The organism is Chryseobacterium sp. BGARF1 (assembly GCF_001677955.1).
Taxonomy (GTDB): Bacteria; Bacteroidota; Bacteroidia; order Flavobacteriales; family Weeksellaceae; genus Chryseobacterium.
In genome coordinates, this window is sequence record NZ_LELA01000074.1 from 1 (window position 1) to 13199 (window position 13199).

The 13199-nt window shown below is 33.6% G+C and carries 10 protein-coding genes and 2 tRNA genes; 4 read left to right on the top strand and 8 right to left on the bottom strand.

Going from position 1 to position 13199, the window contains the following annotated elements; genetic code table 11:
• Positions 1 to 313 precede the first annotated feature (313 nt).
• The 7 genes from AB671_RS14215 to AB671_RS14245 form a co-directional block, all read right to left on the bottom strand.
• Positions 314 to 386 (bottom strand) — tRNA-Phe (locus AB671_RS14215).
• A 224-nt stretch (positions 387 to 610) separates the two neighbouring features.
• A complete protein-coding gene (locus tag AB671_RS14220) occupies positions 611 to 817 on the bottom strand; it encodes a hypothetical protein (protein ID WP_066674935.1) in 207 nt (68 codons plus the stop codon).
• Between the two features lie 12 nt (positions 818 to 829).
• Positions 830 to 1480, bottom strand: a complete 651-nt coding sequence (locus tag AB671_RS14225) for a DUF3575 domain-containing protein (RefSeq protein WP_157444221.1) — start codon at positions 1478 to 1480, stop codon at positions 830 to 832.
• A 10-nt stretch (positions 1481 to 1490) separates the two neighbouring features.
• Positions 1491 to 2666, bottom strand: a complete 1176-nt coding sequence (locus AB671_RS14230) for a thioredoxin family protein (protein ID WP_066674939.1) — start codon at positions 2664 to 2666, stop codon at positions 1491 to 1493.
• 101 nt (positions 2667 to 2767) lie between these two features.
• Positions 2768 to 2840, bottom strand: a tRNA-Phe gene (locus AB671_RS14235).
• 108 nt (positions 2841 to 2948) lie between these two features.
• The gene (locus AB671_RS14240) at positions 2949 to 4790 is read right to left on the bottom strand and encodes a lysophospholipid acyltransferase family protein (RefSeq protein ID WP_066674940.1); all 1842 of its coding nucleotides are present in this window, start codon (positions 4788 to 4790) and stop codon (positions 2949 to 2951) included.
• Between the two features lie 21 nt (positions 4791 to 4811).
• On the bottom strand, positions 4812 to 6050 hold the full coding sequence (locus AB671_RS14245; protein ID WP_066674941.1) for an aspartate kinase: 1239 nt from the start codon (positions 6048 to 6050) through the stop codon (positions 4812 to 4814).
• Between the two features lie 319 nt (positions 6051 to 6369).
• Here AB671_RS14245 and fbp point away from each other — a divergent pair, with 319 nt between their 5' ends.
• From fbp to AB671_RS14265, 4 genes are all read left to right on the top strand, one after another.
• Positions 6370 to 7386: a class 1 fructose-bisphosphatase gene (gene fbp / locus AB671_RS14250; protein ID WP_066674943.1), complete on the top strand. Its 1017-nt coding sequence runs from the start codon at positions 6370 to 6372 to the stop codon at positions 7384 to 7386.
• A complete protein-coding gene (locus AB671_RS14255; RefSeq protein WP_066674945.1) occupies positions 7387 to 8391 on the top strand; it encodes an o-succinylbenzoate synthase in 1005 nt (334 codons plus the stop codon).
• Between the two features lie 241 nt (positions 8392 to 8632).
• Positions 8633 to 10306: a glutamine--tRNA ligase/YqeY domain fusion protein gene (locus AB671_RS14260; RefSeq protein ID WP_066674953.1), complete on the top strand. Its 1674-nt coding sequence runs from the start codon at positions 8633 to 8635 to the stop codon at positions 10304 to 10306.
• A gap of 167 nt (positions 10307 to 10473) precedes the next feature.
• Positions 10474 to 11691 carry an MFS transporter gene (locus AB671_RS14265; RefSeq protein ID WP_066681407.1) on the top strand — a complete coding sequence of 406 codons (1218 nt, stop codon included), beginning with the start codon at positions 10474 to 10476 and terminating at the stop codon, positions 11689 to 11691.
• 671 nt (positions 11692 to 12362) lie between these two features.
• Here the strand turns inward: AB671_RS14265 and AB671_RS14270 are convergent.
• Positions 12363 to 13199 (bottom strand): YpdA family putative bacillithiol disulfide reductase (locus AB671_RS14270; protein ID WP_066764816.1); only part of this gene is annotated, 837 nt, incomplete at its 5' end.

The following is a 13199-nucleotide window of genomic DNA, read 5'->3' on the forward strand; positions in this document are numbered from 1 at the left end:
CAACTTAGAGGCGTACGAGATAAGTCTTTTTTTCTATTCAGATTATCCAAACTTTTTGCTTAGTCCCCAACTTTTGAGACTGATCCCAAGAAATTGTAGCTAATTTTTTTTGATGAGCTACGGGTCAAGATTTTCGAATTACTTTTATAGATCGGTTTTGAAAGGAATTTGATTGTCTAAAAAGTACAGGCTCAGGTGACCGAAAAGATCATCTTCAATTTGATAGAATTTGTTAATTTTTAGTGTAGCTTCAAAAAATAACCCCTCAAATAATAAAATTTGAGGGGTTTGTAAGAAATTGTTTAATTTCTTGTGGTTTCTCCAGGAATCGAACCAGGGACACATGGATTTTCAATCCATTGCTCTACCAACTGAGCTAAGAAACCATTGTATCTTGAGTGTGATTGACTTCGTTGTTTTAACTGGGTGCAAAAATATGTTTTTTTTTAATGTAGTGCAAGTTTTTAGCCTAATTAAATATGATTTTATACTAATTTAATTGGCCTTTTTAATTTTTCATTTGATTATCAATCAATTGTATTTTGCTTTTATTTCAATATTTTTTAATGTTTTCACATGGGTGGCAAATTTACAACGGATGATTAAAGAACTAATCAAAGTTCTGCGGCGGATTCTTATCGTTCTTTCCTTTATTCAGAATAAAAAGTCCGATTGATAAGCCAATAACACCTGCGAAAGCAGTCATTAACGCACGTTCCATTTTATCAGCTTCTTCATTCCCTAGATAATTCATTAGAAAAAGTATCGTAAAAGTAATGATGGATATGATGATGTGGTTTCTTCCGAGTAGTTTCATGTTGTTTTAATATTATTTTAATCTATAAGAAATCATTACACCTCCTCTGTAAGGCATTATTTCACCGCTTCTGTTATAGCCATGAGTTTTTTCATCATATCTTTTTCCTGATACTCTATCATGCCCTTTGTAAAAACTCTGTGAAGTTCCTATTGTACCATATAAATCTATTCTCCAATTATCGGATAATTTGAATTGGTAGCCTGCAGTAATTCCGGCTAAAAATGAATATCCTTTTTGATAAAGATTTGATTTTGTGAAAATTACATTTTCTTCATTTTTACTTGGATATGGATCATCATTCCAGTAATTAAATTTTTGCAATACAAAAGATGATACTCCGATATTTGCACCTAAATACCATCCATCAAATGTTTCGTTGAAATAGTATCTTCCCTCTATTGATGCTGAGTAATATTGTAACTCATGACCGAAAAATGACTTCCAGGGAGATACCAAAACATCACCTTGAAAAGTAAATTTATTATTGAGCTGGTATTCTAATCCTGCATTGATTATGCCAATAGGAATGAGTAATGCATTTCCTTTTACATAAAGTTTTTTCTCAGATTCTTGGTTAATTTCTTGCTTCTGATTCTCCTGTGCATTAATATTCATTCCTGAAAATATACCTAAAACTGCGATAAAAATTTTGTACGTCAAAATGTAATTTTTATTTAATTTGATTTAATAATGTCTGGGCTAAACTGGCATCTTTACCAGATTGATCTGCAATGTTTTTAGACATTTCGGCAAAGTTTTTAGCTTGATCTTTATTTCCTAAATTAAAATAAATTTTAGCTAAAATATAGGTGTTCTCTGATGTTTCATTACGCATAACAGATTTTTCAGCCCATTCTGCGGCTTTCTTTAAAGAAGATGTTGTCTTGATATGGTCTGAGAATATCCAAGCTGCTTTTAATAGCTCATTCGGTTCAAATGCATCTGAGTGTTTATAGTAATCTAGAGCCGCTTTTTCGTATTCCAGGAAATTAGCATTTTGTTCGTAGTATGCCAGTTTGGTCTGATTAAGTTTTGCCATAGCAGCTTCTTTCCCTACTAATGGTTCTGCAATTTTCAGAAAATAAACATCATTGATTTTTTTATTTTTATCATCAATAGATTCTTCAACCACTTTACCTAGTACAAGTTGGTTGTTGAATTCATTATAATTTTCTTCAGGTAAAAACTTTAAAATCTCAGTTTTTCTTGCAACAAAAGTTTTGTAATTTGAGTCTTCTGAGGATTTCAGAAAGTAAAATAAAAGCCCGGCATCATCTTTTGTGAACTCTTCGTTGCTTTTTTTGTTTTCAAAATATCTCTCGGAAGCTTTTTTAGCAAATTCATAATCTGAACTTGAATTGAGTTTCATGATATTAATCAAAAAATCTTTGTCTTTTTCTCCGTTAGCAAAACGTTCTTTCAAAGAACCTTTTTTGTTATTTGGAGAGTTTATTTCTTGTGCCATTGCCAAAAATAAACCTTCTTCCATATAGCCATAGTTCTGCGAAACCAATTCGCCATCACCATTCAAAAACAAGTAGGTAGGGTAAGAGCGTACGCCGAATTTTTGAGCAATTTCTCGTCCCTCACCTTTTTCCATGTCGATTCTAGCATTTACAAAGTTTTTATTGTAAAAATCACCGACAGATTTTTTGGTGAAAATATTTTTTTCCATCATTTTACATGGTCCGCACCAAGAGGCGTATGCATCGATGAATACAAGTTTATTTTCCTTTTTTGCCTTAGCAACAAGATCCTTGAAAGGGATGTCCTGAAATTTAATTTCGTCTTGAGCTAAAATAAAAATAGTGATAAAAATAAATAATCCGGAGATAATCTTTTTCATTTTAATTATAAATTTAAAAAAGCGAAGATACTTAATTTTGATTTTATATGAATAGCGAAACTTTTGTAAAACCAAAAAACCACCTGTAAAAGGTGGTTTTGTGGTTTCTCCAGGAATCGAACCAGGGACACATGGATTTTCAATCCATTGCTCTACCAACTGAGCTAAGAAACCATTATATGATTGTATGATTTACTTCGTTGTTTTAAAGTGATGCAAAAGTAGGAAGTTTTCGCATATGAAGCAAGTATTAATCGAACTTTTTTGCTAATAAATTAAAACCTACTGATTATCAGTTTGATTATTTTCTTGCTCTTTTCTTATTTGCTCACTCATTTCTTCTAAAACAGGCTTAATCGTACTTTCGGGAAGATCGCTAATTCTGATATACATCAATCCGTCAATGGCATCATTAAAGTTAGGATCTACATTAAAGGCAATAACTTTCGCATTTTGCTTGATGTATTTTTTTATCAAAACAGGCATTCTCAACTCTGGTTCAAGGTCATCGATTATTTTATCTAATTTGTTTAAATCAGATTCCATTTCATCCAGAAAAAGATGTTTATCACGATCTCTGAGCTTTACTTTAAAATCATTACGTGGGGTAATGTATTGAGCTACAGCAGAATCGTAATAATTGGATCGCATAAACTCAATCATCAAAGATTTAGAAAATTCTGAAAATTTATTAGATATACTTACACCTCCCATCAGGAACTTATGATCCGGGTTTCTTAAGCAAACATGTACAATTCCACGCCATAAAAGGAATAAGGGAAGAGGTTTCTGCTGATATTCTTCACAGATATAAGCACGACCCATCTCAATTACTTTTTTGAAAAACGGATGAATGTCTTGTTCAAATTCAAAAAGAGAACTCGTATAAAAGCCTTTAATTCCAAATTTTTTCATCACATCTTTCCCTAGAGCCATTCTGTAAGCACCGGCTAATTTTTCTGCGGCATTGTCCCACAGAAATAAGTGATGATAATGTTTGTCGTATTCATCAAGGTCAAAAGGCAGATTACTTCCTTCACCCACGGCACGGAAAGTAAGCTCTCTTTGTCTTCCAATTTCCCTCATTACCGAAGGGATTTCTTCGTAAGGTGTAAAATAAATTTCGTAATTACCGTTACTAAATAGCATTTTATCGGTTCCACGAAGCTTAGAGATGTCTTTTATGATATCTTCCTTCGGAGTTTCGTCAATGATGTTCTGAACAATGTTTTCCTCTCTTAATAAAGGAAATTTTACATATAAATTTTTAAGATTAATAGCTTGAGCTAGAGATTTTCTTTTTTCATAATAAGATTTCATCATATAAACCTTACGTTTCAAAAATTCTCCCAGTTCCTCAATATTTTCCATCTCATCCATCACCTTTACCGTAATAGGTTTTCCTATTCTGATGCGGATTGGTTTTTCGCGGTCATTCATCATTTCCGCAGGAAGCATAATGGTTTGTAAATTAGGATGAATCTTGGCTACCTGATAAAAAAGAGTACTGTTTTTAGCATGAAAATACATAGGAACAACTGGTACTTTTGCCATTTTTATCAGCTTTAATGCCGGTTTTTCCCATTCTCTGTCTAGAATTTCTCCGTAAGGATTGTTTTTATTTGAAACTTCTCCCGCAGGAAAAATTCCTACGCAACCTCCGTTTTCAAGATGTTTCAGAGTTTCGCGCATTCCAGTTGAGCTGTTTCTGACCTCCTTTCTTCCTTCAAAAGGATTTACGGCAATCACAAAAGGTTCCATGGGTTTTATCTTTTCTAAAAGAAAATTCCCCATCACTTTGAAATCCGGGCGAACTTCTGAAAGAATTTTGCACATCAAAATTCCGTCGATAGCACCAAGAGGATGGTTAGAAACCAATATAAAAGGTCCTGTTTTAGGTATTTTTGCTAAGTCTTCTTCAAAAGCAACGTAGCTCAAGTTTCTTTCTCTAACGAAAGAGTCGAAAAAATCTTTACCCTCTTTGTCTTTCAGCTTATCATAAAGTCTGTTGACTTCATTTATTTTTGCAATGCTCATTACAGCAGATGCTACAGGATTCTTTAGAAATCCTATTTTATGCAAGCCTGAAGCCTTGATTAAATCATTTTTCGATATTAAGCTCATGTGTGTTTAGTCCGAATTTATTTATAGTGTTACCATTTGAAGTGTATTCTTAGAAATCTGTTCCAATAATACACTTTTTTCTTGGTAAAATTTGTCGATGTTCTCCATTTTTGCATTTCTTACAGTAAATAAAGATACATTTTTTATGACATCTGTTTTAAAAATTTTCTGAAGCTCATTATTAAGCTCCTCTATTTTAAGAAATTTATCCTCAAGACACAACGCCAAAGAGATTGCAGAATTTTGCATCAAAGAAACTTTGATTTTGTATTTAGCTAAATTGTTGAAAATTAAACTCATGTGATCTTCTGCAATAAAAGAGAAATCTCTTGTAGAAATTTTAAGCAACGTTTGGTCGTTTTTTAAAATATAAGATTCTTCGCTTTGGTTTTTTTCCGAAGCACCTACTTTGGTTCCGTCTTTTGTAGGGTCTACAAAAGATTTTACATAGAAAGGAATGTTTTTTTGCTGAAGGGGTTGTAATGTTTTTGGGTGAATAACGCTCGCTCCAAAATACGCCATTTCTATCGCTTCTTCGTAAGATATGTTAGATAAAAGCGTTACATCTTTAAAGATTCTTGGGTCTCCTGTCATTACTCCCGGAACGTCTTTCCAGATGGTCATCGCGGTTGCATTAAGGCAATATGCAAAAATTGCTCCTGAGTAATCAGAACCTTCCCTTCCTAAGGTTACTGTAAAATTATTGTCATCAGAACCGATAAAACCTTGAGTTACATAGCAAATGGCAGGGTTTAAATTTGAAATAAACTCTTCAGTTTTTTGCCAGTTGACAATACCGTCTCTGTAAGAATCATCTGTTTTGATATAGTCTCTTGCATCAAGCCATTGATTGGTAAATTGTATTTCATTTAGATATTCGCTTACAATTTTAGTAGAAATCATTTCTCCGCAACTTACAACCTGGTCGTAGACAAAATTATAATTGGGAGATTTATTTCTTCTTAAAAAAGAAACAATATCATCAAAAAACAAATTAATCTCTGCAAAAACTGCATGGTCTTCCGAGAAAAGCCCCTTAGCTATTTCAATGTGTTTCTGTTTTATATTCTCTATTTCAGTTTGATAGTTGTCTTTTTTGAAATACAGTTCTACTACTTTTTCCAGCTCATTTGTGGTTTTACCCATTGCTGAAATTACAAGTAGACATTTTTCAAAACCCTGGCTGCTAAGAACCATAGATACATTTTTTACACTCTCAGCATCTTTCACAGATGCGCCTCCAAACTTGAAAATTTTCATTAAATTGTTAAGAATAAAATTGTTAGATACTAAAACATTGAATTTTTTTTCGGACGTCAAAATTATGAAATTACGATGAGATATGAAATAGCGTTGAGCTAGGATTGAATTAAGATTTAATTAAAATTAGTGTAAAGCATAGGAAATATTTGCTGTTTAAGAGTGTGATTTGGGAGTGTATGGCATGATTAAATTAAGTCAAATATAAAGTGATTTACCAGGTATTATGTTGATTAATAGGGTTTAAGTTCTTTTGTGAGAAAATATTTTTTAATGTGATAAAATTTCCGAAATTTGGCGGTAAAGTAAAAACATAAAAATGTCAGATCAACCATTACAGACCCTAGGAGAATTTTTAATTGATAAGCAGGAAGATTTTCAGTATTCCACTGGTGAATTTTCGCGCCTTCTTAGTGCTATAAGGCTGGCATCCAAAGTCGTAAACAGAGAGGTAAATAAGGCTGGAATCGTAGATATCACCGGTGCAGCCGGAAATCAGAATATTCAGGGCGAAGAGCAACAAAAGCTTGATGTAATTGCCAATGATATTTTCATCACGGCGCTTTCTCAAAGAGAAGTTGTTTGTGGTATCGCTTCTGAAGAAAACGATGATTTCATTGATATTAAATGTGGTGAAAACGGACATTTAAGCAAATATGTAGTTCTAATCGATCCTTTAGATGGTTCTTCCAATATTGATGTGAATGTTTCTGTAGGAACAATCTTTTCAATTTACAGAAGGGTTACAGAGCCCGGAACTCCAGTGCAGTTAGAAGATTTCTTGCAGAAAGGAATCAATCAGATTGCTGCAGGATATGTTATTTACGGATCTTCTACGATGATTGTTTATACGACAGGTAACGGTGTGAACGGATTTACTTTAGATCCTTCTCTGGGAACTTATTATCTTTCTCATCCGAATATGACATTCCCAAGAACGGGTAAGATTTATTCTATCAACGAGGGTAATTATATTAAATTTCCTCAGGGAGTTAAAAACTACCTTAAATATTGCCAGATGGAAGAAGGTGATAGACCTTACACTTCCAGATATATTGGTTCATTAGTTGCAGATTTTCACAGAAATATGTTGAAAGGAGGTATTTATATCTATCCTTCATATGGGCAATCGCCTAACGGAAAATTAAGATTGTTATACGAATGTAATCCAATGGCGTTTTTGGCTGAACAAGCTGGAGGTAAAGCCACAGATGGTTTTAGAAGAATCATGGAAGTTGAGCCGACTGAGCTTCACCAAAGAATACCTTTCTTTGCAGGAAGTGTAGATATGGTAGAAAAAGCTGAAGAATTTATGCGAATCGACAGTGTAAAATAAATGACAGCAAAATATTACAAATATTTATTAGAATTCAAACGCCCGAGTGGAACATCTCGCGGCGTTTTGCTTGAAAAAGAAACCTACATTCTTGAAGTTTTTGAAAAAGACAAAAAAGGAGTAGGAGAGTGTGCAATATTCCGAGGGCTCAGTTATGATGATCGACCAGATTATGAAGAGAAATTAAAATGGCTCTGTGAAAACATTCACCAAGATTCTGAATTTTTAAAAGAAGAATTAAAAGAGTTTCCATCGATTTGGTTCGGGTACGAGCAGGCTTTGCTAAATTTGAAACACGGCGGAAAACTCTATTTTCCAAGTGAATTTACAAAAGGGCAGCGTTCAATGATGATTAATGGTTTAATTTGGATGGGCGATGTAGATTTTATGGAAGAACAAATCCTGGAAAAACTTGAACAGGGCTTTCATTGTATTAAATTAAAAATCGGTGTCGACTGGAAATCAGAACATGAAATTCTTCAAAAATTAAGACAAAAATTCTCTAAAGAGAAATTAGAATTACGAGTGGATGCCAATGGCGGTTTTTCTAAAAATGAAGCTAAAACGGTATTAAAACAGCTTTCAGATTTACACATTCATTCCATCGAGCAACCCATAAAAGCTGGAAGTTGGAACGATATGGCAGAATTGTGTGCTGAGACACCAACTCCAATTGCTCTTGACGAAGAATTGATAGGGATTATTGATTTTAATGAAAAGAAAAAACTTCTAGAACAAATAAAACCACAATATATTATTTTGAAACCAGCTTTAGTAGGAGGGTTTTCAGGCTGTGATGAGTGGGTATCTCTAGTTGTGCAGCAAAATATTGGATGGTGGATTACTTCTGCTTTAGAAAGTAATATTGGGTTGAATGCAATTGCCCAATATACTTTTACAAAAGGAAGTCAAATGCCTCAAGGTTTAGGAACCGGAAGTTTGTTTACTAATAATTTTGAAAGTAGCCTGCATCTAAACGGAGAGCAGCTTTTCTTTGAAGGTTAAATCGTTTGATTAAACCACGCCATTTACAAAAATTGCTTTCTTAATTGATTTAAGAATCTCAGCAATTTGTTTTTTAAATCTTTTCATGATTGATATTATGTTAACTGTTGGTTGTGTAAATGTCCGAAAAAAAAATCAATTTAATGTGAATTTATTTTAAAATTTTAACATTTTCATAAACCCTGAAATTTTCCTAAATTTGCAAATTGTCGAATAACACGACATTTTAAAGCGAATTTTAATGGAAGAAGAAAAAAAAGCACTCAATTTTATTGAGCAAATTATCGAAGATGATTTGGCAAACGGCCTTAGAAATGATCAGCTCCGTTTCCGTTTTCCACCTGAACCAAATGGTTATCTGCATGTAGGTCACACAAAAGCAATCTGCATCAACTTCGGTTTGGGTGAAAAATACAATGCTCCCGTCAACCTTCGTTTCGACGATACGAACCCTGAAAAAGAAGAACAGGAATTCGTAGATTCTATTATGAAAGACGTTGAATGGTTAGGGTTTAAATGGGATAAAGTGTTGTATGCCTCCGATTACTTCCAGCAGCTTTACGATTGGGCAGTTCAGTTAATTAAAGAAGAAAAAGCTTATGTAGATGAGCAACCATCTGAAGTGATTACTGAACAAAGAAAAAATCCTGCAGAACCAGGAATAGAATCTCCATTTAGAAACCGTCCTATTGAGGAGTCTTTAGACTTATTCGAAAGAATGAAAAATGGCGAGTTTGAAAGTGGCTCAATGTCTCTTCGTGCAAAGATCGACATGGTTTCGCCTAATATGAATATGCGTGATCCTGTGATGTACAGAATTTTGAATAAACCTCACCACAGAACCGGGACAGATTGGAAAATCTATCCAATGTACGACTGGGCACATGGTGAATCTGATTATATCGAACAAATTTCGCACTCGCTATGTTCTTTAGAGTTTGAAAACCACAGACCGCTTTATAATTGGTATTTAGACCAAGTTTACGAAGAGGGAAAGGTTAAAAATAAGCAAAGAGAATTTGCGAGAATGAACGTTTCTTACATGATTACTTCCAAAAGAAAGCTACAAAGGCTGATTGCTGAAAATGTAGTGAACGGTTGGGATGATCCTAGAATGCCTACGATTTCCGGAATGAGGAGAAAAGGTTTCACGGCTAAGGCAATAAGAAATTTTATTGATAAAGTTGGAGTTGCTAAAAGAGAGAATTTAATTGAAATTCAGCTCTTAGATTTCTGTGTTCGTGAAGATTTAAATAAAGTCGCAAAACGTGTAATGGCGGTTGTTGACCCTATTAAATTGATTATAGAAAACTATCCTGAAGGTCAGGATGAATGGTTGACTACGGAAAATAACAACGAGCAGGAAGATGCGGGAACAAGAGAAATTCCTTTCTCAAGAGAATTATATATTGAGCGTGAAGACTTCAAGGAAGAAGCGGGCAATAAATTCTTTAGATTAAGATTAGGCGGAGAAGTTCGTTTGAAATCTGCTTACATCATTAAAGGTGAAAGAGTCGAAAAGGACGAAAACGGAGAAATCACTACAATTTACGCAACTTATGACGAAAAATCTAAGTCGGGAAGCGGTACTGAGGAAAGTTTAAGAAAAGTAAAAGGTACCATTCACTGGGTTTCTGCGCAGCATGCAATTCCTGTAGAAGTCAGAAACTACGAGAAATTATTTACCGTAGAACAGCCTGATGCTGAGAAAGATGTAGATTTCTTAAATTTCATTAATCCTGAATCTGTTTCTACAATTCAAGGATTTGCTGAGCCTAGTTTGAAGGATGTTGCAGTGGGCGAACCACTTCAATTCCAAAGGATTGGCTATTTTACGAAAGATCAGGATTCTACAGATACAAATTTTGTATTCAATAGAACGGTGACTTTAAAAGACTCTTATAAGCCAGAGTAAAAATTTATTTATATCACTATAAATGAAACAGGGCTTATTTTTTAAGCCCTGTTTTTTTATTATCATTTAAAAATGAAAATTTCTCTTTTGAAAATTTCATAATAATAAGGATTAAAAATCATTTTAAAATAATCAATAGGAATTTATAATTCCATTAAAAATATAAAATTGTGAAATTATTAAAAATATACATCAATTCGTTTCGGGGACTTTCGGCGGAAAGTTGGATGCTCGCCATCGTAATGCTCATCAACCGTTCTGGTTCGATGGTACTCCCTTTTTTGGGTGTTTACATGACCAATCATTTAAATTTTGATATTAAAAGTGCCGGTATTGTGCTTAGCTTTTTCGGATTTGGTTCCGTAGTGGGTTCGTGGTTCGGAGGAATGATTACCGATAAAATCGGAGAATTTAAAGTACAGAGTTTAAGTCTCTTTTTAAGTGTTCCAATGTTTTGCCTTATTCCGCTTTTTCATACAGAAGTTGGTTTGGCGGCCATTATTTTCATTCAAAGTTCAATCAGTGAAGCTTTCAGACCTGCCAATTCCGTGGCGGTTTCAAAGTATGCTAAACCAGGAAATATTACCAGAGCTTTTTCACTCAACAGAATGGCAGTTAACCTTGGGTTTTCTGTAGGTCCAGCTTTGGGCGGGATTTTAGCGGCGATTTCTTATGATTTTCTTTTTTATTCCAACGCTGCAGGAGCTTTATTGGCAGGTTTAACGTATGTTTTCTTTTTCAGAAACAGAAGCTATCGCAATAAAGATAAAATTGAAAGCAAAGCTGATGAAAATGCGGTTTCGCCTTACAGAGATTTCCGATTTATAATTTTTGCGGGCGCATGTTTTCTGTTTTCCGTATGTTTTTTTCAATTACTTAATACATTGACGATTTTTTATACCCAAGAAGCCAAGCTTTCTGCAAAAACCATTGGGTATATTTTAGGATTTAGCGGTGTCATTGTCGTTGTTATGGAAATGATTATGGTTCAGATTGCAGAAAAATATTTAAAACTGAAAACTACGATGTTTTTAGGAACACTTCTTTGTGCCATATCATTCGGAATGTTGGCTGCAGATACTACAATCTGGCTTTTGGTTATTTCTATTTCTATTTTAAGTTTGGGCGAAATTTGGGCTTTGCCTTTCATGGCAACCATTACATCACTTCGTTCAGGAACACACAATAAAGGGGCTTATATGGGACTTTTAGGGATTGCATTTTCACTGTCATTTATTATTACGCCATCTTTAGGAACTTTAATCGCTGAAAAATTTGGATTTAGCATATTATGGTTGGGAACTGGGATTTTGCTTACGATAACAGCAATTGCCTTTTATTACATTGTTCCATGGATGATTGGAGATAAAAATCACGAAGAGTAATTTTTTATTGCGGAGTGTTCCTTTGTTTTTCCAGATTAAAACTTATCGGTTTTGAAAAAACTAGACCTTCAAGATTTCAAAAACCTTGAAGGTTTTTTTGTAAACAACTTTCATCAGATTAAGTTCTTAATAAATCTTATGGGTTCATCATAAAAAGTGCAATTTTTGCTCAACAGAGTTCAAATAAGCATGATCTTATTATACAACATTCAGCAGATAGTTTAAAGGTTCAAGTTATATCAGTAGACGATAAAGTTGTTTTTAAATATCTTGACGAAGAAGCTACGAATTTTTTAAGCAACAATTGTATTGATAAAATTATTTTCGCATCTGGACGTGTACAGAAATTTGATGACAAAGTTATTATTACTGGGGTAAAAGACTGGGAGAAGGTAATTATCACAACTAATCCCGATGATGTAAAATGTCTAGTTAGAAAAGGGGAAGTCCGAGCTTCATCAAGTAATGATTGGAATTTTAAAGGTAAAGTGGGTATTGATAAAAAAGCTACGATGAAAATTAAAAAAGAAGCAGCAAAATTAAATTCTCATGTCATTTTACTTGAAGACCAATTAAAAAAAAAATATGACATTTTGGAGTGGTGCAACGAGTTCAAAATATGGAATTGCCTACAGTTACGAATAGTTATTTGTTAAAATTAAACACTCAAATTATTTTGAAAATATATTTCGAATAATGATTTCCGCATGAATTCTTGAATTTTCAATAAACCAAACATGAGTATCTTTTCCACCACAGACAACGCCTGCCAAATATAAATTTGGAACATTTGTTTCCATTGTTTCAGAATTATAAAAAGGATTTAAACATTCTCCTTGTAAATCAACTCCTGAATTTTTGAGAAAATTAAAATCCGGAAGATAACCCGTCATTGCGAGAACGAAATCATTTTCAATTTCATTGATGTTCCCATTTTCATCTTTAAAAACAACAGAATATTCTTTAATTTCAATTAGTTCAGAATTAAAATGTGCAGCAATACTTCCTTCTGCAATTCTGTTTTCAATATCTGGTTTTACCCAATATTTTACACTTTGTGATATTTCAGAATTACGGATAATCATCGTTACTTCAGCTCCTTTTCTATAGGTTTCCAAAGCGGCATCAACGGAAGAATTACTTGATCCAATGACTACAATTTTCTGTTTTGCGTAAGGGTACGGTTCGCTATAATAATGCTTTACTTTCTCAAGATTTTCTCCGGGAATATTCATTAAATTAGGAATGTCGTAAAACCCAGTTGAGATGATAACGTTCTTGGCTGCATATTTTGATTTGGAAGTTTCAATCTCAAAAATATTTCCGTTTTTAGAAACGTTTAATACCTTTTCATAAAGATTAATATTGATATTTTTCTGTCTCGCAATTCCCTGATAATATTCCAAAGCTTCCTGTCTTCCTGGTTTGGGAGCAGCCGAAATAAAAGGGATTTCTGCAATTTCAAGCTTATCTGCCGTCGAAAAAAACTTCATGTATAAAGGGTAATT

Bases quoted from the DNA above. Each gene is read 5' to 3' on its own strand.
- AB671_RS14230 (WP_066674939.1), bottom strand. From the start codon at position 2,666: ATGAAAAAGATTATCTCCGGATTATTTATTTTTATCACTATTTTTATT.
- AB671_RS14220 (WP_066674935.1), bottom strand. From the start codon at position 817: ATGAAACTACTCGGAAGAAACCACATCATCATATCCATCATTACTTTT.
- AB671_RS14260 (WP_066674953.1), top strand. From the start codon at position 8,633: ATGGAAGAAGAAAAAAAAGCACTCAATTTTATTGAGCAAATTATCGAA.
- fbp (WP_066674943.1), top strand. From the start codon at position 6,370: ATGTCAGATCAACCATTACAGACCCTAGGAGAATTTTTAATTGATAAG.
- AB671_RS14255 (WP_066674945.1), top strand. From the start codon at position 7,387: ATGACAGCAAAATATTACAAATATTTATTAGAATTCAAACGCCCGAGT.
- AB671_RS14240 (WP_066674940.1), bottom strand. From the start codon at position 4,790: ATGAGCTTAATATCGAAAAATGATTTAATCAAGGCTTCAGGCTTGCAT.
- AB671_RS14245 (WP_066674941.1), bottom strand. From the start codon at position 6,050: ATGAAAATTTTCAAGTTTGGAGGCGCATCTGTGAAAGATGCTGAGAGT.